General features: G+C 73.5%; 25 protein-coding genes and 1 pseudogene. 12 read left to right on the top strand and 14 right to left on the bottom strand.

The genetic code is table 11. The features are described from left to right. The 4 genes from AB0E83_RS21205 to AB0E83_RS21190 form a co-directional block, all read right to left on the bottom strand. Window positions 1-668 (bottom strand): hypothetical protein (locus tag AB0E83_RS21205; protein WP_362113860.1); only part of this gene is annotated, 668 nt, incomplete at its 3' end. 130 nt (window positions 669-798) lie between these two features. Next, window positions 799-1,773, bottom strand: a complete 975-nt coding sequence (locus AB0E83_RS21200) for an ABC transporter substrate-binding protein (RefSeq protein ID WP_362113857.1) — start codon at window positions 1,771-1,773, stop codon at window positions 799-801. A gap of 34 nt (window positions 1,774-1,807) precedes the next feature. Further along, window positions 1,808-2,476, bottom strand: a complete 669-nt coding sequence (locus AB0E83_RS21195) for an ABC transporter permease (RefSeq protein ID WP_362113854.1) — start codon at window positions 2,474-2,476, stop codon at window positions 1,808-1,810. Window position 2,477: 1 nt separating this feature from the next. Further along, entirely contained in the window at window positions 2,478-3,164 is a 687-nt protein-coding gene (locus AB0E83_RS21190; protein WP_362113851.1) for an ABC transporter permease, read from the bottom strand. A 160-nt stretch (window positions 3,165-3,324) separates the two neighbouring features. On the opposite strand from AB0E83_RS21190, the gene AB0E83_RS21185 reads away from it, so the two are divergent. Next, the gene (locus AB0E83_RS21185; RefSeq protein WP_362113848.1) at window positions 3,325-4,329 is read left to right on the top strand and encodes an ATP-binding cassette domain-containing protein; all 1,005 of its coding nucleotides are present in this window, start codon (window positions 3,325-3,327) and stop codon (window positions 4,327-4,329) included. A 4-nt stretch (window positions 4,330-4,333) separates the two neighbouring features. Here the strand turns inward: AB0E83_RS21185 and AB0E83_RS21180 are convergent, their stop codons facing one another. Then, the gene (locus AB0E83_RS21180) at window positions 4,334-5,446 is read right to left on the bottom strand and encodes an alpha/beta hydrolase-fold protein (RefSeq protein ID WP_362113845.1); all 1,113 of its coding nucleotides are present in this window, start codon (window positions 5,444-5,446) and stop codon (window positions 4,334-4,336) included. Window positions 5,447-5,607: 161 nt separating this feature from the next. On the opposite strand from AB0E83_RS21180, the gene AB0E83_RS21175 reads away from it, so the two are divergent. The 6 genes from AB0E83_RS21175 to AB0E83_RS21150 all read left to right on the top strand — a co-directional run bounded on the left by AB0E83_RS21175 (window position 5,608) and on the right by AB0E83_RS21150 (window position 10,455). Further along, window positions 5,608-7,455 carry a phosphatidylglycerol lysyltransferase domain-containing protein gene (locus tag AB0E83_RS21175; protein WP_362113842.1) on the top strand — a complete coding sequence of 616 codons (1,848 nt, stop codon included), beginning with the start codon at window positions 5,608-5,610 and terminating at the stop codon, window positions 7,453-7,455. Between the two features lie 37 nt (window positions 7,456-7,492). Further along, complete coding sequence (folP, locus tag AB0E83_RS21170; RefSeq protein ID WP_362113839.1) at window positions 7,493-8,356, top strand: dihydropteroate synthase; 864 nt, start codon at window positions 7,493-7,495, stop codon at window positions 8,354-8,356. Continuing rightward, window positions 8,353-8,838: a nuclear transport factor 2 family protein gene (locus AB0E83_RS21165; protein WP_362113836.1), complete on the top strand. Its 486-nt coding sequence runs from the start codon at window positions 8,353-8,355 to the stop codon at window positions 8,836-8,838. The genes folP and AB0E83_RS21165 overlap by 4 nt, the downstream gene beginning before the upstream one ends. Before the next feature lie 133 nt (window positions 8,839-8,971). After that, window positions 8,972-9,331, top strand: coding sequence for a dihydroneopterin aldolase (gene folB, locus AB0E83_RS21160; protein ID WP_030495863.1), 360 nt, complete (start codon window positions 8,972-8,974; stop codon window positions 9,329-9,331). After that, window positions 9,328-9,927 (top strand): 2-amino-4-hydroxy-6-hydroxymethyldihydropteridine diphosphokinase, encoded by a 600-nt coding sequence (gene folK / locus AB0E83_RS21155; protein ID WP_362113833.1) that lies wholly within the window; start codon window positions 9,328-9,330, stop codon window positions 9,925-9,927. Before folB ends, folK begins: the two co-directional genes overlap by 4 nt. 48 nt (window positions 9,928-9,975) lie before the next feature. Next, complete coding sequence (locus tag AB0E83_RS21150; RefSeq protein WP_362113830.1) at window positions 9,976-10,455, top strand: DUF3180 domain-containing protein; 480 nt, start codon at window positions 9,976-9,978, stop codon at window positions 10,453-10,455. 18 nt (window positions 10,456-10,473) lie between these two features. On the opposite strand, the gene folE is transcribed toward AB0E83_RS21150, so the two are convergent. The 6 genes from folE to dacB all read right to left on the bottom strand — a co-directional run bounded on the left by folE (window position 10,474) and on the right by dacB (window position 17,882). Then, window positions 10,474-11,079 (bottom strand): GTP cyclohydrolase I FolE, encoded by a 606-nt coding sequence (folE, locus tag AB0E83_RS21145; protein WP_031006474.1) that lies wholly within the window; start codon window positions 11,077-11,079, stop codon window positions 10,474-10,476. 101 nt (window positions 11,080-11,180) lie between these two features. Continuing rightward, the gene (ftsH, locus tag AB0E83_RS21140; RefSeq protein WP_362113826.1) at window positions 11,181-13,193 is read right to left on the bottom strand and encodes an ATP-dependent zinc metalloprotease FtsH; all 2,013 of its coding nucleotides are present in this window, start codon (window positions 13,191-13,193) and stop codon (window positions 11,181-11,183) included. 186 nt (window positions 13,194-13,379) lie between these two features. Continuing rightward, window positions 13,380-13,919 (bottom strand): hypoxanthine phosphoribosyltransferase, encoded by a 540-nt coding sequence (gene hpt, locus AB0E83_RS21135; protein ID WP_030219931.1) that lies wholly within the window; start codon window positions 13,917-13,919, stop codon window positions 13,380-13,382. 41 nt (window positions 13,920-13,960) lie between these two features. After that, window positions 13,961-14,977: a tRNA lysidine(34) synthetase TilS gene (gene tilS, locus AB0E83_RS21130; RefSeq protein ID WP_362113823.1), complete on the bottom strand. Its 1,017-nt coding sequence runs from the start codon at window positions 14,975-14,977 to the stop codon at window positions 13,961-13,963. 291 nt (window positions 14,978-15,268) lie between these two features. Next, the gene (locus tag AB0E83_RS21125; protein ID WP_362113820.1) at window positions 15,269-16,408 is read right to left on the bottom strand and encodes a zinc-dependent metalloprotease; all 1,140 of its coding nucleotides are present in this window, start codon (window positions 16,406-16,408) and stop codon (window positions 15,269-15,271) included. Between the two features lie 58 nt (window positions 16,409-16,466). Then, the gene (gene dacB, locus AB0E83_RS21120) at window positions 16,467-17,882 is read right to left on the bottom strand and encodes a D-alanyl-D-alanine carboxypeptidase/D-alanyl-D-alanine-endopeptidase (protein WP_362113818.1); all 1,416 of its coding nucleotides are present in this window, start codon (window positions 17,880-17,882) and stop codon (window positions 16,467-16,469) included. 102 nt (window positions 17,883-17,984) lie between these two features. Here dacB and AB0E83_RS21115 point away from each other — a divergent pair, with 102 nt between their 5' ends. Together AB0E83_RS21115 and AB0E83_RS21110 are read left to right on the top strand one after the other, a co-directional pair. Continuing rightward, a complete protein-coding gene (locus AB0E83_RS21115) occupies window positions 17,985-18,476 on the top strand; it encodes an inorganic diphosphatase (RefSeq protein WP_030495855.1) in 492 nt (163 codons plus the stop codon). Window positions 18,477-18,602: 126 nt separating this feature from the next. Then, window positions 18,603-20,258 carry a threonine/serine exporter family protein gene (locus AB0E83_RS21110; protein WP_362113863.1) on the top strand — a complete coding sequence of 552 codons (1,656 nt, stop codon included), beginning with the start codon at window positions 18,603-18,605 and terminating at the stop codon, window positions 20,256-20,258. A gap of 114 nt (window positions 20,259-20,372) precedes the next feature. Here AB0E83_RS21110 and AB0E83_RS21105 read toward each other — a convergent pair whose 3' ends face one another. Beyond that, entirely contained in the window at window positions 20,373-21,578 is a 1,206-nt protein-coding gene (locus tag AB0E83_RS21105) for a DedA family protein (RefSeq protein WP_362113815.1), read from the bottom strand. A gap of 173 nt (window positions 21,579-21,751) precedes the next feature. On the opposite strand from AB0E83_RS21105, the gene AB0E83_RS21100 reads away from it, so the two are divergent. Next, window positions 21,752-22,120: a YbjQ family protein gene (locus AB0E83_RS21100; protein WP_362113812.1), complete on the top strand. Its 369-nt coding sequence runs from the start codon at window positions 21,752-21,754 to the stop codon at window positions 22,118-22,120. Between the two features lie 230 nt (window positions 22,121-22,350). Here AB0E83_RS21100 and AB0E83_RS21095 read toward each other — a convergent pair. Then, window positions 22,351-22,547, bottom strand: a pseudogene (locus AB0E83_RS21095) (MerR family DNA-binding transcriptional regulator); the annotation flags it as partial. A gap of 126 nt (window positions 22,548-22,673) precedes the next feature. Here AB0E83_RS21095 and AB0E83_RS21090 point away from each other — a divergent pair. Both AB0E83_RS21090 and AB0E83_RS21085 read left to right on the top strand, forming a co-directional pair. Continuing rightward, window positions 22,674-23,951 (top strand): ion channel protein, encoded by a 1,278-nt coding sequence (locus AB0E83_RS21090; RefSeq protein ID WP_362113809.1) that lies wholly within the window; start codon window positions 22,674-22,676, stop codon window positions 23,949-23,951. A 50-nt stretch (window positions 23,952-24,001) separates the two neighbouring features. Next, complete coding sequence (locus AB0E83_RS21085) at window positions 24,002-25,423, top strand: glutamate decarboxylase (protein ID WP_362113806.1); 1,422 nt, start codon at window positions 24,002-24,004, stop codon at window positions 25,421-25,423. Here AB0E83_RS21085 and AB0E83_RS21080 read toward each other — a convergent pair. Then, complete coding sequence (locus AB0E83_RS21080; RefSeq protein ID WP_362113803.1) at window positions 25,420-26,652, bottom strand: sialidase family protein; 1,233 nt, start codon at window positions 26,650-26,652, stop codon at window positions 25,420-25,422. The two genes, AB0E83_RS21085 and AB0E83_RS21080, sit on opposite strands and share 4 nt — an antisense overlap. Window positions 26,653-26,757: the final 105 nt, after the last annotated feature.

Raw genomic sequence — 26,757 nt, 5'->3', positions numbered from 1 at the left:
CGGCCGTGCTGCTCGGCGGCGTGCCGGCCGCGCGGCTCCTCGGTCTCGGCGGCGCGCTCGGCGAGGTCGCGGGCGCGGGCCGCCTCGGCGGTGCGCCGGGCCTGCTGGGCGGCGGCGTTGCGGGAGAGGTCGCGCAGGGCCTCGGCGGCGCGGCGGTACGCCTCCGGGGTGGGCGTCGCCCCCGCGGCGGGCAGCTCCTTGGGGGTGTCGGCGGCGCTCGCCCGGGCCAGGACGCGGCGGCCCTCCAGGGCGCTGGCGCGCTCGGTCTCGGCGGTCGCGTAGCGGCGGAGCAGGTCGGCGTGCTCGCCGCGCAGTCCGGCCAGTTCGACGCGCTTGGCGCGGAGCTTGGCGTCCAGGCGGATGCGCAGGGCGCGGGACTCCTCCAGGTCCGCCTCCAGTTCGGCGAGGCGCTCCTCGGCCTTCCACTGGTCGGCGGTGCGGGCCCGGGTCAGCTCGGCGACCTGGCGGCCGGCGCTGCGGTCCCAGCCGCGCATGAGGACGGCACCGGTGACGGCGGCGGCCGCCGCCGCGGCGGCGAGCAGCCGCACGACCACGAGTTCCCCGGGGATCCAGGCGGCCACGGCGCAGACGACCGCGGCTCCGGCGACCGCGGAGGGCGGCATCAGCTTGTGCAGAGGCGGGGAATGGCGGTGACGTCCACGTGGCATGGCCTGAAATTTACCGTGCGTAGGGACGGTGTGGGGGGTCGGCCCGGCAATCTCTTGGCCACTTCTCGGCGACGGAATCGGAGAGACCGCGTTCCGCTTCCGCTTCGGGCCGACTTCCCCTCTCCCGGGTCTACTTGCCGACCAGCCCCTTCTCCTTCAGATAGGCGGCGGCGACATCCTCGGGCTTCGCCCGCTCGGCGTCGACCTCGCGGTTGAGTTCGGCGAGATCCGCGGTGGTCAGCACCTTGGTGATCTTGTCGAGCGCGGCGGCGACCTCGGGCGCCCCGGCCTCCTTCGCGTTCACCACCGGCAGGACGTTGTCGGCGTTCTGCAGGTGCTTGTCGTCCTCCAGGAAGACCAGGCCGAAGCCGTCCACCGTGGCGTCCGTGGTGGTGGTCAGGACCAGCTGGTCCACGCCGTCCTTGACCGCCTGCTTGGCCTGCGGGGTGCCGACGCCCTTGGGGTCGACGCCGATCACGTCGATGCCGTAGGTCTTCTTCAGGCCGGGGGCGCAGAAGGGCCGGACCGCGCATTCGTCGCCCGCCGCGATCTTCACCTTCAGCTTCGCCGCGCCGAGATCGGAAAGCGTCTTCAGGCCGTTCTTCTCGGCGAATTCCTTCGACACCGCGAAGGCGTTCTGGTCGACGGCCCCGCCGGCTTCCAGGACCTTCAGTCCGCGCGGTTCCGCGAGCTTCCGGAGCGCCGCCACGGTGGCCTTCGCGTCACCGGAGGCGACCGGCTTCTCCTCCGGCGCCTTCGGGCCGTTCGTCTTCGCGTTGAGGAATTCCGCGAGCGTCGCCGCGTATTCCGGGACGACGTCGATCTCGCCCTTCTCCAGGGCGGGCTCGTACAGTTCGCGGTTCTTCACCGTGGTGACCGAGACCGAGTAGCCCGCGTCGCGCAGCAGCAGCGCGTACAGCTCCGCGAGCACCTTCGACTCGGTGAAGGCCGCCGCGCCCACCACCAGGGAGCCCTTGCCGCCGCCGGAGCCGCCGGACGCCTCCTCCTTGCCCTGCTCCAGGCTGTCACCGCCGCACGCGGCGAGCGAGACGGCCAGCGCGGCGGAGCCCAGCAGCGCGCCGGCGGCGCGCGAGATCCTCTTCACGGATTCAGTCCTTCGCTCTCGGTGTCCAAGTACGTCAAGTGCGGGGCGGGCGGGGCACGAGGAGCCGGTCCACCCCGATCAGCAGGCCCTCCACCACGAGCGCCAGCAGCGCCACCAGGACGGCCCCCGCGACCACCTGCGCGGTGTCGTAGAGCGCGAAGCCCGCGGTGATGATCCGGCCGAGACCGCCCTGGCCCACCATGGCGGCGATGGTCGCCGTGGCGACCACCTGCACGGCGGCGGAGCGCACCCCCGCCATCACCACCGGTGCCGCGAGCGGCAGTTCGACCCGCCGGAAGAGCTGGGCGCCCGTCATCCCCATGCCCCGGGCCGCCCGGACGGCCGCCCGGTCGACCTCGCGCACCCCCACGTACGCGTTGGTCAGCAGCGGCGGCACCGCGAAGAGGACCAGGGCGGTCACGGTCGGCACGTAGCCCGCGTTCCGCAGGGGGGAGACCATGAAGAGGGCGAGGACGGCGAAGACCGGGACGGCCCGCCCGACGTTCGACACGTTGACCGCCAGCGCGCCGCCGCGCCCGAGGTGGCCGAGCCAGAGCCCGAGCGGCAGCGCGACCGCGCCGGCGATCAGCAGCGCGAGGCCGCTCACGTACACGTGCTCGGCGAGGCGGGCGCCGACGCCCTCCTCGCCGGTCCAGTGCGCACCGGTGGTGAGCCAGGTCCACGCGTCCGTCACGACCCCCACCTCACCCACCTCCCGGCGCGCCCGTGGCCCGGGCCCAGGGCGTGAGCACCCGCTGGACGCCCAGGAGCAGCAGGTCGGCGGCGACCGCGAGCAGCACGCACAGCACCGAGGCGGCGAGCACCTGCGCCTTGAAGAAGGTGGGCAGGGCGTCCTCGATGAGGTTGCCGAGGCCGCCGCGGCCGACGACCGAGCCGATGGTGGTGAGCGCGACCGTGGAGACGGTGGCCATCCGGACGCCGGCCATCAGGACCGGCAGCGCGAGGGGCAGTTCGACCTGCCAGAGCAGCCGCCAGGGTCCGAAGCCGAGGCCGCGGGCGGCCTCCCGGGTCTCCGCCGGGACGGCTTCGAGGCCCGCCAGCGCGTTCCGCACCAGGATCGTCAGCGCGTACAGCACCAGGCCGGTGACGACGAGCGCCGAGGAGAGCCCGAAGACGGGCAGCAGCAGCGAGAACATGGCGAGCGACGGCACCGTGTAGAGCAGGGTGGTCAGCCCGAGGACCGGGGCGGCCAGGCGGGGCCGGGCCCGGACGAGGAGGGCCAGCGGCACGGCGACGAGCAGCGCGATCGCCACGGAGGCGGTGGTGATGCCGACGTGCTGGACCAGGGCGTCGGTCAGCTCCTCGCGGCGGGTGCGCAGGTACTCGCCGCAGATCCAGTCGTTGGCGACCAGGCAGTTCGACGAGCTCATCCGGACCTCCCCCCGGCCGTCGGCGTACGAACGCGTGTCTGACGACCCTAACCCCCGCCACCGACAACGGGGCCGGTCCACGGGCCCGCGCCGCCGATCCGCCACCCCGCCGCAACACGGCCTTCACACGCGCCGGATGACGAGGGGACAGAATGGGCCCATGATCCGGTTCGAACAGGTGACCAAGCGCTATCCGGACGGCACCACCGCGGTCGACGACCTCTCCTTCGAGGTGGCCGAGGGGGAACTCGTCACGCTCGTCGGCCCCTCCGGCTGCGGCAAGACGACCACGATGATGATGGTGAACCGGCTGGTCGAACCGACCTCCGGCCGCATCCTCGTCGACGGCCGGGACGTCGCCGGCACCGACCCGGTCGCCCTGCGCCGCAAGATCGGATACGTCATCCAGCAGGTCGGGCTCTTCCCCCACCGCACGGTCCTCGACAACACCGCGACCGTCCCCGCCCTCCTCGGCTGGAAGAAGTCCGCCGCACGCGCGCGGGCCGCCGAACTCCTCGAACTCGTCGGCCTCGACCCCGCCGTCCACGGCCCCCGCTACCCCGCCCAGCTCTCCGGCGGACAGCGCCAGCGCGTCGGCGTGGCCCGCGCCCTCGCCGCCGACCCGCCGGTCCTCCTCATGGACGAGCCCTTCGGCGCCGTCGACCCCGTCGTCCGCGAACGGCTCCAGAACGAGTTCCTCGCCCTCCAGGCCACCGTCCGCAAGACCGTCCTCCTCGTCACCCACGACATCGAGGAGGCCGTCCGCCTCGGCGACCGCATGGCCGTCTACGGACAGGGCCGCATCGAGCAGTTCGACACCCCGGCCACCGTGCTCGCCGCCCCCGCCACCCCGTACGTCGCCGACTTCGTCGGCGGCGACCGCGCCCTCAAACGGCTCGCCGTCACCCCGGTCACCGCCGAGGACCTGGACCCGCTGCCGGACGACCGCGCCCCGGCCCCCGCCACGCGCGCGCGCACGGACGGCGCCCACGCCCCCGTACCGCCCTCCGTCCCCCTCGGGGGCACCCTCAAGGACGCGCTCGCGCTGCTCCTCCAGGACGACTCCGGCCGGCTCACCGTCACCGGGGCCGACGGACACCCGGCCGGCGTCCTCACCCCCGCCGGGGTCCACCGGGCCCTGCGCCGCGCCTCCCGGACCCCCTAGGGGCTCAGTCCCCGCGGAGCTTCCCGCTCATCCACACCAGGCCGGGCGGGATCTCCCTCTTCCAGGTGGTGAAGTTGTGCCCGCCGCTCTCCAGCGTGATCGAGGAGACCCGGGCCGGGCTCCTCACCTTGCGGATGAACTCCTGGGTCCCCTTCAGGTTCCCCTCGCCCGTCCTCGACGTCGTCACCAGGAACGACGAGGCCGGCTGCGGCCGGTGGTCCAGGCTCCACAGCAGGTCGGCCCGGCGCCGCAGCCCCTGGTCGCCGTGGAAGAGGTCGCCCGTCGTCACGTCCTCCGCCGCCTTGTAGTACGCGGAGAAGCCGGCGCCCGCGGCGAAGCGGTCCGGGTGGTGCAGCGCGATCTTCAACGCGCAGTACCCGCCCGTCGAGTTCCCCATGAACCCCCAGTTCCGGGGCTTCGTCCCCACCCGGTACGCCGCCGAGACCGCCCGCGGCAGGTCCTCGGCGAAGAAGGTCTCCGTCCGCGGACCGCCCGGCACGTCCACGCACTCGGTGTCCCGCGGCGGCGCCACCGTCGGCCGCAGCATCACCAGGACCATCGGCTGCATCCGCCCCTCCTTCGCCTGGAGGTACGCCGTCCTCGGGTACTTCAGCCCCTTGATGAGGTTCTCCGCCGTCCCCGGATACCCCGTCAGCACCACCGACGCCGGGAACGACCGCTTCGCGTACCGCTCCTGGAAGTACTCCGGCGGCAGGTAGACGAAGGCCGGCGAGGTGATCCCCGACCGGTCGCCGCGGATCACCACCTGCTGGATCTGCCCGCCCACCGACGGCCGCGCCCCGCCCGGCACGTCCAGGGCGCGCGTCCCCACCACCCGCACGTCCTTCGACGCGGCGCCGTGGTCGACGACCACCCCCATCTCCTGCTCCTGGCCGAAGAGGTCCGCCCACGAACCGTAGAAGAGGAAGGAACGATTCGCCCCGAGCCCCACCGCCGCGAACAACACCACCTGCGTCGCGAACAGCAGCCCGACCCTGCCGAGCACCGCCCGCCAGCCCCGCCGGGCCAGCCGGGGCCACAGCACCACCGTGACCGAGAACAGCACGACGGCCACCGCCACCGCCGTGACGAGGACCGCGCCGCTGGTGAGACCCATGAGACGGTCGAACCTTCCTTCCTGGGACGTCCCCGGACGCCCCGACGACTTCCTGAGAATTTCCTGAACCCGAATGAACCCGCCCCCGCCCAGCCCCGTCCTAAGGAGCGCCCCGAACAGGGCCCCAAAAGACCACGGAAGCACGGGAAGCGCGGGAAGCGATGTCTGTCACGGTAGATGGGGACAAAACATCATCGGTTCCGGTTCGGGTCCGCCGATTTCTGAGCGGCCCGGCCCCCGAGAAGGTCCCCTCCCTCGTCGGTACGGCCTGCACCCTGATCGGACTCGTCGACATCGCCGCCGGGGTCTTCCCCCGGTTCCGCGCCAGCCGGGTCCACGCCCTCGCCGAGGTCCTCCCCGGCACCCTCGGGCCGCTCTCCGCGGCCGTCTCGCTCAGCGCCGGCGTCCTCCTGCTCCTGCTCGCCCACGGCCTCAAGCGCCACAAGCGCCGCGCCTGGCGGGCCGTCGTCCTCCTCCTCCCGCTCGGCGCCGCCGCCCAGTTCGTCTGGCGCCACTCGGTCCTCGGCTCGCTGCTCTCGCTCGGCCTGCTCGCCCTGCTGCTGCGCCACCGCGACCAGTTCGCCGCCCTCCCCGACCCCCGCAGCCGCTGGCGCGCCCTCGCCAACTTCGTCGTCATGGGCGCCGGTTCCCTCGCCCTCGGCCTCGTCGTCGTCAGCGCCCACCCCCGCCGCGTCGTCGGCGACCCCAGCCTCACCGACCGCCTCGAACACGTCCTCCTCGGACTCCTCGGCGTCGAGGGCCCCGTCGCCTACACCCACGGCGTCGACTGGACCGTCGGCTACTCCCTCGGCGCCCTCGGCATGCTCACCGCCCTCACCACCCTCTACCTCGCGCTCCGTCCCGAGCACCCCGCCGCCCGCCTCACCGCCGACGACGAGACCCGGCTCCGCGCCCTCCTCGAACGGCACGGCGGCCGCGACTCCCTCGGCCACTTCGCCCTCCGCCACGACAAGGGCGTCGTCTTCTCCCCCAGCGGCAAGGCCGCCGTCTGCTACCGCGTCGTCTCCGGCGTCATGCTCGCCAGCGGCGACCCCATCGGCGACGTCGAGGCCTGGCCCGGCGCCATCGAACGCTTCATGGACGAGGCCCGCGCCCACTCCTGGACCCCCGCCGTCATGGGCTGCTCCGAGACCGGCGGCCAGGTCTGGACCCGCGAGACCGGACTCGACGCCCTCGAACTCGGCGACGAGGCCGTCATCGACGTCGACGCCTTCTCCCTCTCCGGCCGCGCCATGCGCAACGTCCGCCAGATGGTCAAGCGGATCGAACGGAACGGCTACACCACGCGCGTGCGCCGCGTCCGCGACCTCGACGACGCCGAACTCGACCTCGTCCGCAAGGCCGCCGCCGACTGGCGCGGCACCGACACCGAACGCGGCTTCTCCATGGCCCTCGGCCGCATCGGCGCCCCCGGCGACGGCGACGCCGTCATAGCGACCGCCCACCTCGCCGACCCCGAAGGCGGCCCCGAAGGCCCCTACGGCGACCTCAAAGCCATGATCCACTTCGTGCCCTGGGGCACCGACGGCATGTCCCTGGAACTCATGCGCCGCGACCGCTCCGCCGACCCCGGCATGAACGAGCTCCTCATCGTCGCCGCCCTCCAGGCCGCCCCCGCCCTCGGCATCCGGCGCGTCTCCCTCAACTTCGCCATGTTCCGCTCCGCCCTCGCCCGCGGCGAACGCATCGGCGCCGGCCCCGTCCTCCGCCTCTGGCGCGGCCTCCTGCTCTTCCTCTCCCGCTGGTTCCAGATCGAGTCCCTCTACAAGTTCAACGCCAAGTTCCAGCCACGCTGGGAACCCCGCTTCGTCGTCTACCGCGCCGGCCGCGACCTGCCCCGCATCGGCCTCGCCGCCATGCAGGCCGAAGGCTTCCTCACCCTCGCGCTGCCCCGCCCCTTCACCCGCCGTGCCAGCCGGGCCCCCCGCCCCTGCGCCCACGCCGTCCCCCTGCGGAGCGCCCGCGACCACGAGGTCAGCACGGCCTGAAACCGCCCCCGACCCCGGCGGGCCCTACGCTGGTCGTATGAGTACGACGATCGACCGGGGCGCTCCCCTCGGCCTTCCCGAGTGGGACCGCTGCGCGGTCATGGGCGTGGTCAACGTGACCCCGGACTCCTTCTCCGACGGCGGCCGCTGGTTCGACACGACGGCCGCCGTCAAGCACGGCCTCGACCTCGTCGCCCAGGGCGCCGACCTCGTCGACGTCGGCGGCGAGTCCACCCGCCCCGGCGCCACCCGCGTCGACGAGGAGGAAGAACTCCGCCGGGTCGTCCCCGTCGTCCGCGGCCTCGCCGCCGAAGGCGTCACCGTCTCCGTCGACACCATGCGCGCCTCCGTCGCCTCCGCCGCCGTCGCGGCCGGCGCCGCCCTCGTCAACGACGTCAGCGGCGGCCTCGCCGACCCCGGCATGGTCCCCGCCGTCGCCGCCGCCGAGGTCCCCTTCGTCGTCATGCACTGGCGCGGCTTCAGCGCGTCCATGAACAGCCTCGCCGTCTACGACGACGTCGTCGCCGAGGTCGTCACCGAGCTCCGCACCCGGATGGAGGCCGTCGTCGACGGCGGCATCGCCCCCGAGCGGATCGTCGTCGACCCCGGCCTCGGCTTCGCCAAGCTCGCCCCCCACGACCTCGCCCTCGTCGCCCACCTCCCCGAGCTGCGCGCCCTGGGCCGCCCCCTCCTCGTCGCCGCCTCCCGCAAGCGCTTCCTCGGCCACGTCCTCACCCGCGAACCCGGCGCCGCCCCGCCGCCCGCCCGCGAGCGCGACGCCGCCACCGCCGCCGTCTCCGCCCTCGCCGCCCACGCGGGCGCCTGGGCCGTCCGCGTCCACGAGGTCCGCGCCACCGCCGACGCCGTCCGCGTCGCCCGCGCCGTCGAAGGAGCCCGGTGACCGCGGCCCGCGAGGCCGACCGGGCGGCCGTGGAGGCCGCCAACACCGCCTTCTACACGGCGCTGGAGGAGGGCGACTTCGACCGCCTCGAAGACCTCTGGCTCGACGACGGCGCCACCGACATCTCCTGCGTCCACCCCGGCTGGCCCGTCCTCACCGGCCGCGGCGAGGTGCTCCGCTCGTACGCGCTGATCATGGCGCACACCGACTACATCCAGTTCTTCCTCACCGACGTCCGGGTCTCCCTCGGCGGCGACACCGCCCTCGTCACCTGCACCGAGAACATCCTCAGCGGCGGCCCCGCCGAGGACGGCGCCGAGCTCGGCCCCCTCGTCGGCCAGCTCGTCGTCGCCACCAACGCCTTCCGCCGGACCCCCGGGGGCTGGCGGATCTGGTCCCACCACGCCTCCCCCGTCATCGCCGAATCCGACGACGACACCCCGCCCGCGGCCCTCGACGACGACCCCGGCCCCTCCGCCTGACGGCCCCGGAAGCCGCTCCCGACGGCCCCGACAGCAAGCGCTGTCGGTGGCCGCAGGTAGATTCGATGGAGGACACCCGGCCGTCCGCACCCGGCTGCGTGCCCCCGCAACTACGACAGCAGGAGTGATTCGCGTGGATCGTGTCGCGCTGCGCGGCCTCAAGGCCCGAGGTCACCACGGCGTCTTCCCCAAGGAGCGCGAGGAGGGGCAGACCTTCATCGTGGACCTGGTCCTCGGCCTCGACACCCGCCCGGCGGCCGCCGACGACGACCTGACCAAGACCGTCCACTACGGCGTCGTCGCCGAGGAGGTCGTCGACGTCGTCCAGGGCGAGCCCGTGGACCTGATCGAGACCCTCGCCGAGCGCATCGCCCAGCAGTGCCTCAGCCACGCCGGCGTCCAGGAGGTGGAGGTGGTCGTCCACAAGCCGGACGCCCCCATCACCGTCCCCTTCGACGACGTCACCGTCACGATCACCCGGAGCCGACGATGAAGCCGACCCAGAGCGACCCCACCGTCCAGCCCGTGCCGGCCGCCGTCGTCGCGGCCGTCGACGCCGCCGACAGCACCCTCTCCAACCCGCGCTGGGCCGTCGTCGCCCTCGGCGCCAACCTCGGCAACCGCCTGGAGAACCTCCAGGGCGCCCTCGACGCCCTCGCCGACACGCCCGGCCTCCGCGTCAAGGCCGTCTCCCCCGTGTACGAGACCGAGCCCTGGGGCGTCGAGCCCGGCAGCCAGCCCTCGTACCTCAACGCCGTCGCCCTCGTGAAGACGACCCTCCCGCCCTCCTCCCTCCTGGAGCGCGCCCAGGCCGTCGAAGAAGCGTTCCTGCGCGTCCGGGACGAGCGCTGGGGCGCCCGCACCCTCGACGTCGACATCATCACGTACGCGGACGTGGTCTCCGACGACCCCGTCCTCACCCTCCCGCACCCCCGCGCCCACCAGCGCGCCTTCGTCCTCGCCCCCTGGCACGACGTGGACCCCGGAGCCCTGCTCCCCGGCCGCGGCGCCGTGGCCGACCTCCTGACCGCCGTCGACCGCACCGGCGTCACGCCCAGGACCGACCTGGAACTCCGCCTGCCCGAGTAATCGTTACGCTACGTGGCAGACCGCCCGCGACCACGTGAAGGACACCCGGTGAAACAACTGCGGCTCAAGGTGCTCGCCGGACTCTTCCTGGTCGCAGGCGCCCTCTCCTGGGGCGGCGCCCGCCTCTGGGACTCCGTCGGCACCCTCCCCAGCGTGCCGCTGGCCGCGCCCGTCGTCCTCGCCGTGATCGCGGCGGTCCTCACCGCCACCGCCCTCTCGCTCCGCGCCCGCCTCAGGGCCCAGCGCGAGCGCCGCCCCGGCGCCAAGGGCGTCGAACCCCTGATGGCCGCCCGCGCGGTCGTCTTCGGCCAGGCCAGCGCCCTCGTCGCCGCCCTCGTCGCCGGCCTCTACGGCGGCGTGGGCGTCTTCCTCCTCGGCTCCCTCGACGTCCCCGCCCGCCGCGACCAGGCCCTCTACTCCGCGGCCGCGGTCGTCGCCGCCTTCGGCGTCATCGCCGCCGCCCTCTTCCTGGAGCGCGTCTGCAAGCTCCCCGAAGACGACGAAGGCCCGGGCGGCGCCCGGGCCTGAGGCCGTTCCCCCCGCGCGTCAGCGGGCCATGATGAGGCTCATCGCCTCGGCCCGGGTCGCGGGGTCGCGCAGCTGGCCCCGGACCGCCGAGGTGATGGTCTTCGCACCCGGCTTGCGGATGCCGCGCATCGACATGCACATGTGCTCGCACTCGAAGACCACGATGACGCCGCGCGGCTCCAGGATCTCCATCAGCGAGTCCGCCACCTGGGTGGTGAGACGTTCCTGCACCTGCGGGCGGCGGGCGTAGACGTCGACGAGCCTGGCCAGCTTCGAGAGCCCCGTGATCTTGCCGGTGGTGGAGGGGATGTACCCCACGTGGGCCACCCCGCGGAACGGGACGAGGTGGTGCTCACAGGTCGAATACACCTCGATGTCCTTGACCAGCACCATCTCGTCGTGGCCCAGGTCGAACGTGGTGGTCAGGACGTCCTCCGGCTGCTGCCACAGCCCGGCGAAGATCTCCTTGTACGCCCGCGCCACGCGCGCCGGCGTCTCCCGCAGACCCTCGCGGTCCGGGTCCTCGCCGACCGCGATGAGGAGCTCTCGTACGGCGTTCTCGGCGCGCTTCTCGTCGAACTCGCCGATGGTTCCCTCGCCGTCCAGCGTCACCGGGTCGGTCATCTGTGCCTCGTTCCGTCTGGTCTGACATGGCGCGAAAAAGGGCCGCGCCCTCACAGGCTAAAACCTGGGAGGGCGCGGCTTCCATTCCGGGGGTCCGGGGCTCAGGGCTCCGGGGTGTCCTCGGGGGCGATGTCGATGCCCTTGGTGGTGTCCACCGAGGCCGTGCCGTTCGCGCTGTTCGTCAGGGCCAGCTCCTTGGGGGAGAGGACCGGCGGACGCGTGGACGGGGTGCGGCGGGAGGAGCCGGTCCAGGCCGGGCGGGCCGGGCGCTTGACGATCGGCGCGAAGATCTCGGCGATCTCCTCCTTGCCCAGGGTCTCCTTCTCCAGGAGGGCCAGGACCAGGTTGTCGAGGACGTCGCGGTTCTCGACCAGGATCTCCCACGCCTCGTTGTGCGCGGTCTCGATGAGCTTCTTGACCTCTTCGTCGACGAGCGCGGCGACCTCTTCCGAGTAGTCGCGCTGGTGCGACATCTCACGGCCGAGGAAGGGCTCGGTGTTGTCGCCGCCGAACTTGATGGCGCCGAGCCGCTCGGTCATGCCGTACTGGGTGACCATCGCGCGGGCGGTGGCCGTGGCCTTCTCGATGTCGTTCGCGGCACCCGTGGTCGGGTCGTGGAAGACGAGCTCCTCCGCCGCGCGGCCGCCCAGCATGTAGGCGAGCTGGTCGAGCATCTCGTTGCGCGTGGTGGAGTACTTGTCCTCGTCCGGGAGGACCATCGTGTAGCCCAGGGCGCGGCCGCGGGACAGGATGGTGATCTTGTGGACGGGGTCGGCGTTCGGGGAGGCCGCCGCGACCAGGGCGTGGCCGCCCTCGTGGTACGCGGTGATCTTCTTCTCCTTGTCCGACATGATCCGGGTCCGCTTCTGCGGGCCCGCGACCACGCGGTCGATCGCCTCGTCCAGCATCTGGTTGTCGATCAGCTTCTTGTCCGAGCGGGCGGTCAGCAGCGCCGCCTCGTTGAGGACGTTGGAGAGATCGGCACCGGTGAAGCCGGGGGTGCGGCGGGCGACGGCCGAGAGGTCGACGTCGGGCGCGACCGGCTTGCCCTTCTGGTGGACCTTGAGGATCTCCAGACGGCCCTGCATGTCGGGGCGGTCGACGGCGATCTGCCGGTCGAAGCGACCCGGGCGCAGGAGGGCGGGGTCGAGGATGTCGGGCCGGTTGGTGGCGGCGATCAGGATGACGCCGCCCTTCACGTCGAAGCCGTCCATCTCGACGAGGAGCTGGTTGAGGGTCTGCTCGCGCTCGTCGTGTCCGCCGCCGAGGCCGGCGCCGCGGTGGCGGCCGACCGCGTCGATCTCGTCGACGAAGACGATGGCCGGGGCGTTCGCCTTGGCCTGCTCGAAGAGGTCACGGACGCGGCTGGCGCCGACGCCGACGAACATCTCGACGAAGTCGGAGCCGGAGATCGAGTAGAAGGGCACCCCGGCCTCGCCGGCGACGGCGCGCGCGAGGAGCGTCTTGCCGGTGCCGGGCGGGCCGTAGAGCAGGACGCCCTTGGGGATCTTGGCGCCGACGGCCTGGAACTTCGCGGGCTCCTGGAGGAACTCCTTGATCTCGTGGAGCTCCTCGACGGCCTCGTCCGAGCCGGCGACGTCGGCGAAGGTGGTCTTGGGCGTGTCCTTGGTGATGAGCTTCGCCTTGGACTTGCCGAAGTTCATCACCCGGCTGCCGCCGCCCTGCATCTGGTTCATCAGGAACAGGAAGACGACCACGATGAGGACGAAGGGGAGGAGCGAGAGCAGGATCGAGACGAAGGGCGACTGCTTCGTCGGGGAGACGGTGTAGCCCTTCTCGACCTGGCCGGCCTCGAACTTCTCCTGGAGCTTGTCGGCGATGTCGACGCCCTGGCTGCCGATGTAGCTGGCCTGGACCTTGCTGCTGCCGTCGATCTTGTTGTCACCGGTGAGCTCGATCTTGATGATCTGCTCGTCACCGGTGGTGACCTTTGCCTGCTTGACCTGGTTCTTGTCGATCGCCTGGACGACCTTGCCGGTGTCCACCGTCTTGTAGCCCTCGGACGAGCCGACGACCTGCATCAGCACGACCACGGCGAGGACGGCCAGCACGATCCACATGACCGGCCCACGGAAGTATCGCTTCACGTCCATCCATACGGAGCGCGTGCGCCCCGTCCCTCCTGCCCGTAGGTAAATGCCTCTGTGTGAGAAAAGCTGTGCGAGAAAGCGTGTGGGAAAAGCTGTTCTTCGGACGGTACCTCAGCATCGTCGCCCGCGACCGCCTTCCCGTGGTTCAACGGCGGGAAGGCGGTGCGGGTTCCCCGTGCGAGGGGTCGCTCAGCCGCCGTAGACGTGCGGGGCGAGCGTGCCGACGAAGGGGAGGTTCCGGTACTTCTCGGCGTAGTCGAGGCCGTAGCCGACGACGAACTCGTTGGGGATGTCGAAGCCGATCCACTTGACGTCGATGGCGACCTTGGCGGCCTCCGGCTTGCGCAGCAGGGTGCAGACCTCCAGGGAGGCCGGCTCGCGCGAGCCGAGGTTCGACAGGAGCCAGGACAGGGTCAGGCCGGAGTCGATGATGTCCTCGACGATCAGGACGTGCTTGCCCTTGATGTCGGTGTCGAGGTCCTTGAGGATGCGGACGACGCCCGAGGACTGGGTGCCGGCGCCGTAGGAGGAGACGGCCATCCAGTCCATGGTGACGGGGGTGGACAGGGCGCGTGCCAGGTCCGCCATCACCATCACGGCGCCCTTGAGGACACCGACGATGAGCAGGTCCTTGCCCGCGTATTCCGCGTCGATCTTCGCGGCCAGCTCGGCCAGCTTGGCGTCGATCTCTTCCTTGGTGATGAGCACCGACTGGAGGTCGGTGCCCATGTCCTTCTCGTTCACCCGGGTCACTTTCGTTGCAGCGTGCGTCAGCCTTGCCGGATGACCAGTCTGCCACCCTGGCGGCGGGCTTCGACCCGTCCGGGCAGGTTGATGGCGCCTTGGCCGCGCCAGCCGGTGACGAGCCGGTCGAGTTCCTCGATGTGGCGGGCGAAGAGGGAGCCGGCCGGGGCGCCCTCGGCGATCACCGCGCGGCGCAGCACGCGGCGGCGTACGGCGGGGGGCAGGCCGAAGAGCTTGTCGCAGGCGAGGGCGCCGGCCTCGTCGCGTACGGCGGTCTCGGCGTCGGCGGCCCAGGTGTCGAGGGCGTCGGCGTCGTCGCGGGAGAGCTGGGCCGTTCGGGCGAGGGCTTCGACGACGCCTTTGCCGAGGGCCTTCTCCAGGGCCGGGAGGCCCTCGTGGCGGAGGCGGGAGCGGGTGTAGGCGGGGTCGCTGTTGTGCGGGTCGTCCCAGACGGCGAGTTCCTGGGCGATGCAGGCCTTGCGGACGGTCTGGCGGTCGAGCTGGAGGAAGGGGCGGCGGTAGCGGCCGTGGGTGCCGGAGACGGCGGCCATGCCGGAGAGGGAGCGGATGCCGGAGCCGCGGGCGAGGCCGAGGAGGACGGTCTCGGCCTGGTCGTCCCGGGTGTGCCCGAGGAGGATCGCGGCGGCGCCGTGGCGCTCGGCGGCGGCGTCGAGCGCGGCGTACCGGGCGTCGCGGGCGGCGGCCTCGGGGCCCCCTTCGCGGCCGACGGTGACGGCGACGGCTTCGACGGGGGCGAGGCCGAGGGCGGTCATGCGGTCGGCGACCTCGGCGGCGCGGCCGGCGGAGCCGTCCTGGAGCCCGTGGTCGACGGTGACGCCGCCGGCGCGGACGGGGAGCTTGCGCGCTTCGAAGGCGAGGGCGGAGGCGAGCGCCATGGAGTCGGCTCCGCCGGAGCAGGCGACGAGCACGAGGGGGTGCGCGTCGCGGGGGGCGGCGGGGTCGGCGGGGTGCTCGGTGAGGACGTCGTGGAGTACGCGGCGGACCGCCAGGCGTATCGCCGCGACCGCAGGATGGGGACCCATGGTTCGGTGCCCTTCGTGAATGGGGTGGGGTGCCTCGGTCGGAGTCTTAACGGTCGGAATGGGGTGTTCGGTCACTCAGAGTGCGTCGATGGTGACAGAAACGTCGCCCTTACCCGAGCATTGCACGCCTCACCCCACGCCCAGGGTCCCTCGGATGGGTGATTGGTGGTGCGCTCCGGCGTGTTCCGGCGCGCTTCCGCCCTCGGGGCCGTACGCGGGCCCCGGCGCGGGTCTCCGTGCGGCGCCCGTCCGCAGGCTCCGGCGCGGGTCCCCGCGGGGGCCGTCAGCGGGTCAGGAATCGGTCCTGCGGTGGACGCGGGCGATCCAGTCGGCGGGGGCGGCGATCTCGCTCTTGGTGGGGAGCGTGTTGGGGGAGGTCCAGACGCGGTTGAAGCCGTCCATGCCGACCTGGTCGACGACGGCGCGGACGAAGCGTTCGCCGTCGCGGTACTGGCGGAGCTTGGCGTCGAGGCCGAGGAGCTTGCGCAGGGCGAGGTCGAGGCGGGAGGCGCCGCGGGCGCGGCGGGCCTGGAACTTCTCGCGGATCTCGGCGACGGAGGGGACGACCTGGGGGCCGACGCCGTCCATGACGTAGTCGGCGTGGCCTTCGAGGAGGGACATGACGGCGGTGAGGCGGCCGAGGATCTCGCGCTGCTCGGGGGTCTGGACGAGCTCGACGAGGGAGGGGGCGGGGTCGCCCTCCTCGGCCTCGGGGCGGCCGCCGGCGAGGGCCTGGGCGGCCTCGCGGAGGCGTTCGAGGAAGGTGCCGGGGTCGACCTCGGTGGCGGCGAGGAATGACTGGATCTCGCCCTGGAGGTGGTCGCGGAGCCAGGGGACGGCGGTGAACTGGGTGCGGTGGGTCTCCTCGTGGAGGCAGACCCAGAGGCGGAAGTCGTGGGGGGAGACGGCCAGCTCGCGCTCGACGTGGACGATGTTGGGGGCGACGAGGAGGAGCCGGCCGCCACCGTCGGGGGCGCCGGGGAGGTCGCGGCTGACGGGGGCGAAGGTCTCGTACTGGCCGAGGATGCGGGAGGCGAGGAAGGAGAGCAGCATGCCGAGCTCGACGCCGGTGACCTTGCCGCCGACGGCGCCGAGGACGGCGCCGCCGGGGGTGTCGGCGCGGCGTTCCTTCATCTTGCCGAGGAGGGGGGTGAGGAGTTCGCGGAAGCCGGCGACGTTGGCCTTGATCCAGCCGGTGCGGTCGACGACGAGGACGGGGGTGTCGTGCGCCTCGGTGCCCTCGGGGAGCATCCGGGTGTAGGCGCGGACGTGTTCCTCGGCGGCCTTGGCGTGGCGGCGGAGTTCGGCGACGACGGCGCGGGCCTCGTCGCGGCCGACGTCGGGGCCCGGGCGGACCAGCCTGGTCGCGGTCGCGACCGCGAGGTTCCAGTCGACCATTCCGGACGTGCCTGCACCACCGATGCTCGTCATGCGTCAACCGTACGGGTTCGGGGCCGGTCGGGGACCTCTTCGGAGGGTGGCACGGGGGTTACTTCTGGCCGGTGAGGGCGGCGGAGAGGCGGTCGAGGGCGGGCTGGGCGAGGTCGGGCGAAGGGGTGCGGCCGGCGAGGAAGGCGAAGGCGAGGAGGCGGCCGTCGGCGGTGACGACGGTGCCGGCGAGGGTGTTGACGCCGGTGAGGGTGCCGGTCTTGGCGCGGACGAGGCCGGCGCCGGCGGGGGCCTGGCCGTAGCGGCCGGCGAGGGTGCCGGTGAAGCCGCCGACGGGGAGGCCGGTGAGGACGGGCCGCAGGGCGGGGCGGGCGGGGTCGGCGGCGCGGGCGAGGAGGCCGGTGAGGAGGGCGGCCGGGACGCGGTCGCGGCGGTCGAGTCCGCTGCCGTCGGCGAAGCGGGTGCCGGCGAGGGGGAGGCCGAGGCGGCCGAGTTCGGCGTGGACGGCCCGTTCGGCGCCGCGGAAGCTGGCGGGCTGCCGGTGGGCGAGTGCGGTCTGCCGGGCGAGGGCCTCGGCGAGGTCGTTGTCGCTGTGGGTGAGGGTGCGCTCGACGAGGTCGGCGAGGGGGGCGGAGAGGGTACGGGCGAGGGGGGCGGCCTTCGGGGTGCGGCCGGGCGCGGGGGCGCCGGTGACCTTCACGCCGGCGTCGGCGAGGTGGCCGGCGAAGGCGGTGGCGGTGGCGCGGGCGGGGTCGGCGGAGCGGGGGGCGGGGCCGCTCTCGCTGTCGTCGAGGCGTCCCCCGCTGGTCATCAGGGCGGTGACGGGGGCGAGGTTCTCGTTGGGGCCGATGGGGTGGAGGGCGGCGCCCTCGTAGAGGCTCGTGTCGTAGGCGAGGCGCACGGTGGTGTGGCCGCGCTTCCGCAGGGCGCGGGCGGTGTCGGCGGCGAGCGCCTCCAGCCGGGCCGGGTCGAGGGTGGGGTCGCCGCCGCCGGTGAGGGTGACCGTCCGGCCGTCGGGGGCGGCGGTGACGGTGGTGGCGATGCGGTGGTCGGGGCCGAGGGCGGAGAGGGCCGCGGCGGTGGTGGCGATCTTGATCGTGGAGGCCGGGGTCATGGGGGTGCCGGCGCCTTCCCCGTAGAGCTGCTTCCCGGTGGCGGTGTCGACGACGGAGGCGGTGCGCGCGGTGCCGAGGCCGGGATCGGCCAGGAGGGGGACGAGGGCGCGGGCCAGGTCGTCGGGGCGGGTGCCGGGGGCGGGGGTCCGGTCCGCGGTCAGCGCGGTGAGGACGCCGGGGGCGCTGGGCGCGGGGGCGGGTTCGGCGGGCTCCGGGGCGGCGGGGGCGGCGGCCGGGGCGGGGTGACGCTCGCCACCCGTCGCGGGGGCGGCGGCGCGGGCCCGCTCGGCCGTACGCTGGCCTCCGTCCCAGGGTCCGGCCGCGGTCGCCGCCGCGGCGGCGAGAGCCAGACCGAGCACGGCGGAGCCCGCCGTGAGCTGCCACACCCTCGGTTCCGGCATCGCTGACCAGCCCCTTTCGCAATCACGTACGTGCGTGAGGGACACTTAATCACCGCGCGTCGTCGCGAGCATTCACTTGTGTTGATTCAGGAGGAGCCACCCGTGGAGTTCGACGTTCTCATCGAGATCCCGAAGGGGTCGCGGAACAAGTACGAGGTCGACCACGAGACCGGTCGCATCCGCCTGGACCGTCGCCTCTTCACGTCGACGGCCTACCCGACCGACTACGGCTACGTGGAGAACACCCTCGGCGAGGACGGCGACCCGCTGGACGCGCTGGTCATCCTCGACGAGCCGACCTTCCCGGGCTGCCTGATCAAGTGCCGCGCCATCGGCATGTTCCGCATGACGGACGAGGCCGGCGGCGACGACAAGCTGCTGTGCGTGCCGGCGACGGACCCGCGCATGGAGCACCTGCGCGACATCCACCACGTGCCGGAGTTCGACCGCCTGGAGATCCAGCACTTCTTCGAGGTCTACAAGGACCTGGAGCCGGGCAAGTCGGTCGAGGGCGCCGACTGGGTCGGCCGCGCCGAGGCCGAGGCCGAGATCGAGAAGTCGATCGCGCGCGCCAAGGAGCAGGGCGCTCACTGACGCCTTGATCGTCGCGGGAGGCGGTGCGCCCTTCGGGGTGCGCCGCCTTTCGCGCGTCCACGTTTCGCACACCCGTCTGGCGCTCATACTGGAATGCACGATTCCCTGGGTGTGAGGCGGACGAGAGTGGTGGCGGAGCCGGAGGGCCCCGAGGAGGCTCCGGAGGACCGGAAGCCCCTGTCGGACGAGGCGACCTCGGAGTTCGCGCTGCCGGAGGGGCTGGTGCCCGAGCCGCCTCCGGAGCCGGAGGGCTCGGCGTTCGTGGTGCCGGAGGGGCTGGCGCCCGAGCCGCCGCCGGAGCCGGAGGGCTCGGCGTTCGCGCCGCCGTCGACGTACTCCGCGAAGGACTCGCCGCCCGCCTTCACCCCGGCCTACGGGGTGCCGCTGGCGCGGCTGCCGCAGAACGCTCCCTGGCAGGACCGGATGCGGACGATGCTGCGGCTGCCGGTGGGTGACCGGCCGGTGGTGCCGGAGACGGCCGCGGCGAAGGGCGAGACGGGGCCCTCGGTGCCGCGCGTGCTCGACCTGACCCTCCGCATCGGCGAGCTGCTGCTCGCGGGCGGGGAGGGCGCGGAGGACGTCGAGGCGGCGATGTTCGCGATCTGCCGGTCGTACGGGCTCGACCGGTGCGAGCCGACGGTGACCTTCACGCTGCTCTCGATCACGTACCAGCCGTCGCTGGTGGACGATCCGGTGACGGCGAACCGGACGGTGCGCCGCCGGGGCACCGACTACACCCGGCTGGCGGCCGTCTACCAGCTGCTCGCGGACATCAACGCGCCGGCGCACGAGGTGTCGCCGGAGGAGGCGTACCGGCGGCTCGCGGAGATCCGGCGCAACCGGCACCCGTACCCGGGGTGGGCGCTGACGGCGGCGGCGGGCCTGCTGGCGGGGGCGGCCTCGGTGCTGCTGGGCGGCGGCGCCACGGTCTTCTTCGTGGCGGCGCTGGGCGCGGTGCTCGGCGACCGGCTGGCGTGGCTGTGCGCGGGGCGCGGGCTGCCGGAGTTCTACCAGTTCCTGGTGGCGGCGATGCCGCCGGCCGCGATGGGGGTGCTGCTGACGCTGCTCCACGCGGACCTGCGGCCGTCGGCGGTGATCACGGGTGGCCTGTTCGCGCTGATCCCGGGGCGGGCCCTGGTGGCGGCGGTGCAGGACGGCCTGACCGGCTTCTACATCACGGCCTCGGCGCGGCTCCTGGAGGTCGCGTACTTCTTCGTGGCGATCGTGGTGGGCGTGCTGTCCGTGCTGTACGTGGCGGTGCAGTTCGACGCCCAGCTCAATCCGGAGGGGGTGCTGCGGCCGGTGGAGCGCCCGGTGACGCAGATCGTCTCGTCGATGGTGCTGTGCGCGACCTTCGCGATCCTGTTGCAGCAGTCGCGGGCGACGGTGCTCTTCGCGACGCTGAACGGCGGGGTGGCCTGGGTGGTCTACGCGTCGATCGCGGTGACCGCGGAGGGGTCGGCGGTGATGGCGACGGCGGTGGCGGCCGGTCTGGTGGGTCTCTTCGGGCAGCTGATGGCCCGCTACCACCACACGTCCTCGCTGCCGTACGTGACGGCGGCGATCGGGCCGCTGCTGCCCGGTTCGGCGACGTACTTCGGGGTGCTGGCGATCGCCCAGAACAATCTGGACCAGGGCTTCGCCTCGCTGGCGAAGGCGGCGGCCCTGGCTCTGGCGATCGCGATCGGGGTGAACCTGGGAGGCGAGCTGGCCCGCCTCTTCATGCGGGCCCCGGGCGCCGGCTCGGCGCGCAGCGCGGCGAAGCGGACCCGAGGGTTCTGAGGGCTCCGGCGAGGCTCCGGCGCGGGCTCCGGCACGGGTTCCCACGATGTGACGAGGCCCCGCGCCCGGCCGGTCGGCCGGGGGCGGGGCCTCATGTCGTGGGTCCGACGAGGGTCAGCGCTCGCCGTACGGGTACGGGGGCTGGTTCTGGCCGCCGTAGCCGTGCTGGTCGCCGTGGCCGGGCCGCTGCGGCTGCTGGGCCTGCTGCGGCTGCTGGGGGTGGCCGGGCTGCTGGGCGTAGCCGGGGTGGTTGCCGTAGGCGGGCTGCTGGGGGTGCTGGGGGTGCTGCGGCTGGCCGTAGCCGGGCTGGGGGGCCGGGTAGCCGTAGCCGCCCTGCTGGCCGTAGCCGCCGCCCTGCTGTCCGTACGCCCCCTGGTCGCCGTAGCCGCCGGGCCGGTCCTGGTAGCCGCCGCCCTGCTGTCCGTAGCCGCCCTGCTGCCCGTAACCGGCCTGCTGCCCCTGCCCGTAGCCGTACTCCGGCTGGTCGCCGTAGCCGCCGGTCTGGGCGCCGTACCCGCCCTGGTCGCCGTAGCCGGCCTGGCCCGCGTAGCCGTCCTGGTGGCCGTAGCCGCCCTGGCCCGGCTGGTCGCCGTAGCCGCCGTAGCCGCCCTGGCCGGGCTGGTCGCCGTGGACGGGCGGGGCGGCGTGGGGGGCCTCGGGGCCGGCGGGGGGCGCGTCCTGCCGGGCGGCGGCGGCCTTCTTCGACTGGGAGCGGGCCTTGAGGTACTCGATCACGATCGGGACGACCGACAGCAGGACGATGCCGACGAGGATCGCCTCGATGTGCTTGTGGACGAAGTCGACCTTGCCGAGGGAGGCGCCGAGCAGGGTCACACCGGCGCCCCAGAGGACGCCGCCGATGATGTTGAAGGTGATGAACGAGCGGTAGTTCATCCGGCTGACGCCGGCGATGATCGGCGTGAAGGTGCGGATGATCGGGACGAAGCGGGCCAGGATGAGGGACTTCGGGCCGTGCTTCTCGAAGAACTCGTGGGCCTTCTCGACGTTCTCCTGCTTGAAGAACTTGGAGTCGGGGCGCCGGAAGAGCGACGGACCCACCTTCCGGCCGAACAGGTAGCCCACCTGGTCGCCGATGATCGCCGCGAGGACGATCAGCGTGCAGACCAGCCACAGCGGCGAGTCGAGCTTGCCGGTGGTGACGAGGAGGCCGGTGGTGAAGAGCAGCGAGTCACCGGGGAGGAAGAACCCGATGAGGAGGCCGGACTCGGCGAAGACGATGACGAGGACACCGATCAGGCCGAAGGTCTGGATCAGGTAGTCCGGATCCAGCCAGCTCGGTCCGAGGGCAAGCGTGTTCACGGGTTCCGGGCTCCTGCGGTCGGGGTGGGGGCATGTCGGGGTGCGGGAGGGACATGCCGACGGCGCGCCCCAAGCTATCAACGTGGAGCGGCTCCCCCCGGTTCCGCCCGGGTCGCAGGGGATGCGGAAGGGCTCCGCTCCGACGACCCTGGGTGACCAGGAGGTGAGTGCCGATGGGCATCGAGGAGTACGGAGGCGGTCAGGGACCGCACCCCGACGTGCTGGTGGTGACGACGAACGACGTTCCCGGCCACGAGGTACGGCAGGTGATCGGCGAGGTCTTCGGGCTGACGGTCCGCTCGCGCCACCTGGGCAGTCAGATCGGCGCCGGTCTCAAGTCGATGATCGGCGGCGAGCTGAAGGGGCTGACGAAGACCCTGGTGGAGACCCGGAACCAGGCGATGGAGCGCCTGGTGGAGCAGGCCCGCGCCCGGGGTGCGAACGCGGTCCTGATGTTCCGCTTCGACGTGACGGAGGCCGCGGACGTGGGCACGGAGGTGTGCGCCTACGGGACCGCGGTGGTCATCGCGCCGCGGCCTTGAGCCCGGCCCCGGTCGGCGGGTGACCGGGCATGGGTGACCGGCCGTGCGCGACCGGCTGTGCGCGACCGGCCGTGACCGGGCTCACGTGGCCGGTCACGCGCGGCGGGTCCGTACGCGGCCGGTCCGTGCGCGGCGGGTCCGTACGCGGCCGGTCCGTACGCGGCCGGTCCGTACGCGGCGGGGTCGGCGGGGAGCCCCCTCCGTCTCCGGGCCCGGGTCGGCTCGTGCGAGAGGAGGGCGGCGGCCCGGTCGAGGGGAAGCCGAGCTCCCGGTGAGACGGCACGCGCTGGGGCCGGTCGAGGTCCGCGTCGTCGTAGCGGCGGTGGCCCGCCGTCCTGCGTCCGCTCGGGGAGAGCAGTCCGATCGCGCCGTAGTGGTGCAGGGTGCGCACCGTGACCCCGGCGACCTGTCCCACGGAGTGGCCCATGTGGCCGTCCGCCCCTTTCTCTGTCGGTACGCCGTCGGCCTGGGTCCTGACGCGACGTGAGGTGCACGCCCGAAAGCCCGGCGCTTTCGAGGTGTTATGCGGCATTTGCTCACTTATGGTGGGGCGGTGGCCACCGATCATGACGCGACCGCCCCCGTCGAAGCCCCGGTACGGCTCCTGCTGCCGCAGGTCCTGCCCGCCCTCGTGGTGGGCGTCGGGTCGGCCCTGCTCTTCCTGGCGATCAGCGCGGTCGCCGAGGAGCTCCAGGCGGTGCTCTGGGAGACGCTGCCCGATGCCCTGGACATCGGCCGGTACTCCTCGCTGTGGATGATCAGCGTCCTGACGGCGACCGGGGTCGCGGTCGGGCTCGTGGTCTGGAAGGCGCCGGGGCACGCCGGGCCCGACCCGGCCTCCGAGGGGCTCGGCGGGCCGCCGCTGCCGCCCGGCGTGGTGCCGGGCCTCCTGCTCGCCAGCACCCTCGCCCTCGCGGGCGGCGTCTCCCTCGGCCCCGAGCAGCCGACGATCGCCTCCGCGATCGCGCTGGCCGCCTGGCTGGGCCTGCGGGCCCTGCCGAACGTACCGGGCGCCTTCTGGGTCTCCCTGGCCACCGCGGGCACCTTCGGCGCGCTCTTCGGGACGCCCGTCGCGGCCGCCCTCGTCCTCTCCGAGGCGCTCGTCGGCCGGCCCGGACGGGGCTCGCTGTGGGACCGGCTCTTCGCCCCGCTGGTCGCCGCCGGCGCCGGCGCGATGACCACCCAGCTGTTCTCCTCCCCCAGCTTCGCCATGGGTCTCCCGCCGCTGACCGAACCCGGCTGGGAGGACCTCCTCGCCGCCCTCGTCGTCGCCACCCTCGGCGCCCTCTTCGGCCTGCTGGGCTGCTGGGCCTTCCCCGCCCTCCACCGGGCCTTCGGGCGGCTGCGGCACCCGATGCTGATGCTGCCCCTCGGCGGCCTGCTCCTGGGCCTGCTGGGCGCGCTCGGGGGCCATCTGACCCTCTTCAAGGGCCTCCACGAGACCGAGGAGCTCGTCGGCTCCCTCGGGGAGCACTCCTCCGGCGAGCTGGCCGGGCTGGCCGTCGTGAAGCTCGTCGCGCTGCTGGTCGCCGCCGCCTGCGGCTTCCGCGGCGGCCGGGTCTTCCCCGCGGTCTTCATCGGCGCCGCCCTCGGGCTGGCCGCCCAGGCCCTCGTGCCGGAGATCCACCCGGCGGTCGCCGTCTCCTCGGCGGTCCTCGGCGTCCTCCTCGCCACCACCCGGCAGGGGTGGGTGAGCCTCTTCGTCGCCGCCGTCCTCGCCGCCTCCCCCGCCATGCTGACCCTCCTCTGCCTGGCCACCCTGCCCGCCTGGCTGGTCGTCACCGGCCGCCCGCAGCTCGAACTCGACCACCAGGGCCGCGCCCTGCGCTGACCCGCCCGCCCGCCGCGGTCCGCCGCCGCCCGCCGCAGAAGGAGCACCCGATGGCCCCCCTCCACAAGGGATCCGACGACGCCGATTCCGAGCCCTTCCGCCGGCTCGCCCTCAACCCCTTCTTCGGCCAGGCCGATCCGGTCGGCGGGATGACGGAGGCCCCGCCCCGCCACCGGATGCCCGAGGGGCCGCTGCCGCCGGCCAGCGCCTACCAGCTGGTCCACGACGAGCTGATGCTGGACGGGAACTCCCGGCTCAACCTCGCCACCTTCGTCACCACCTGGATGGAGCCCCAGGCCGGTGTCCTGATGAGCGAGTGCCGCGACAAGAACATGATCGACAAGGACGAGTACCCGCGCACCGCCGAACTCGAACGCCGCTGCGTCGCCATGCTCGCCGACCTCTGGCACGCCCCCGACCCGACCGCCGCCGTCGGCTGCTCCACCACCGGCTCCAGCGAGGCCTGCATGCTCGCCGGCATGGCGCTCAAGCGGCGCTGGGCCAGGAAGAACGCCGACCGCTACCCGGCGACCGCCCGCCCCAACCTGGTCATGGGCGTCAACGTGCAGGTCTGCTGGGAGAAGTTCTGCGACTTCTGGGAGGTCGAGCCCCGCCTGGTGCCCATGGAGGGCGACCGCTACCACCTCGACGCCGCATCCGCCGCCGCGCTGTGCGACGAGAACACCATCGGCGTCGTCGCCGTCCTCGGCTCGACCTTCGACGGCTCCTACGAGCCCGTCGCCGACATCTGCGCCGCCCTCGACGACCTCCAGGGCCGCACCGGCCTCGACGTCCCCGTCCACGTCGACGGCGCCTCCGGCGGCATGATCGCCCCCTTCCTCGACGAGGACCTGGTCTGGGACTTCCGCCTCCCCCGGGTCTCCTCGATCAACACCTCCGGCCACAAGTACGGACTCGTCTACCCCGGCGTCGGCTGGGCCCTGTGGCGCGGCCCCGAGGAACTCCCCGAGGAACTGGTCTTCCGGGTCAACTACCTCGGCGGCGACATGCCCACCTTCGCCCTGAACTTCTCCCGCCCCGGCGCCCAGGTCGTCGCCCAGTACTACACCTTCCTCCGGCTCGGCCGGGAGGGCTACCGGGCCGTCCAGCAGACCAGCCGGGACGTCGCCCGGGCGCTCGCCGAACGCGTCGAGGCCATGGGCGACTTCCGGCTCCTCACCCGCGGCGACCAGCTGCCCGTCTTCGCCTTCACCACCACCCCCGACGTCACCTCCTACGACGTCTTCGACGTCTCCCGCCGGCTCCGCGAGCGCGGCTGGCTCGTCCCCGCCTACACCTTCCCCGCCCACCGCGAGGACCTGTCGGTGCTGCGGATCGTCTGCCGCAACGGCTTCTCCGCCGACCTCGCGGGCCTCCTCGTCGAGGATCTGAACCGCCTGCTGCCCGAACTCCGCCGCCAGCCGCGCCCCTTCACCCGGGACAAGGACGCCGCGACCGCCTTCCACCACTAGGACCCGCCCACGGAGGCGTCGTCGCCGCACGCCAGCAGGAACGCCGACCAGCGGACGCCGTCGCGCGTCAGCTCGTACCGGCAGCGGGCGTCCTCGCGCAGGAGGCCGACGGCGGTGCGGCGGACGTACGCGGTGCCGTCGTCCAGCTCCCGGAAGGTCCGGCCGCCGTCCAGGCTCCGGTGGCCGGACGTCTGGGCGGCGACGTCGAGCCGGCCGCCCGGGCCCGGCACGGGGAGCCCTTCCAGCGAGCGCGGCTCCCGGTCCGGGCCCGTGGTCCACGTCCGCTGCCAGGTCCTGCCGCCGTCCCCGGAGCGGTACAGCGCCCGCAGCGGGTTCTTGACCGGCTCGCCGCCCTCCAGCTCGCCCACCTCCGCCGCGTACACCGCGTCGGGGCCCACCACCACCGACGTGTACCAGGACGGGGGGTCCGTCGGGCCCGGGCTCGGCAAGCGGCTCACCGACCAGCTGCGGCCCCGGTCCCGGGAGACGGCGACCACCGCCCGCCCGGTCCCCGGCTCCCCGCCCGACACCCACCACGAGCCGTCCGGCTCCGCGACCGCCGCCGGCCGGGGGTGCGCCCCCAGCGCCGGCTGCGCCACCAGCTCCCGCCGCCGCCCGTCCCGCGGCGAGATCACCGCCAGCCGCTCCCGGGCGCACGACTCCGTCGGGGCGCCCGGATCCGACGCGCACTCGGCGACCAGTGCCGCCCCCACGGGTATGTCCGGGGTCCGGCCGGCCGGGCGCGGATCGACGCCCCGCCAGCTCCGCCCGCCGTCGGCGGTGAACCAGCCCCGCAGCGGCTCCTCCCCGCCGCCGTCCTCGATCAGCGCCCGCCCCGGGCCCAGCACCCACAGCCGCGCCGACACCCCTTCCGTGCCGCGCAGTTCGGGAAGGGGCGAGACGCGCTGCTCCCATCGCTCCGCGCCCGGGTCGAGCACCGCGACCCGCTGGCGGCAGAAGCCGTTCTCCGGCCGGCCCGGGTCGCTCACGCACTCCGCGAGGAGCGTGAAGCCGCTGCCGTCGGCGGCGAAGCCGACGCCCGACGCCCACCCCGGCAGCCCGGCGCCGTCCGCGATCCTCGGCGGAGCGCCGAACATCCCTCCGTCCACGGGCCGTTCACTCCGGGGCGCCGGTGCCGGCCCGCCCGTACAGGCGGCCAGCAGCCAGGCCAGCAGCAGTGCCACGAGCGCGCGGAGCGGGGCCGGCACCCGGGAAACGGGAACGCGCATCGGACTTCCCCCTGTCCCTCGGGCGGTTCGCGGTGAACCGTCTGCTTCTGGTACACCGCGCACCGCCTCCGGGTTCCACCCTGGGGAAAGAAAAATTCACCGGAC

Source organism: Streptomyces sp. NPDC035033, from assembly GCF_040636735.1.
Classification (GTDB): domain Bacteria; phylum Actinomycetota; class Actinomycetes; order Streptomycetales; family Streptomycetaceae; genus Streptomyces.
Note: the sequence above shows the minus strand (reverse complement) of the source record. Positions and strands in the feature narration are given on the sequence as shown.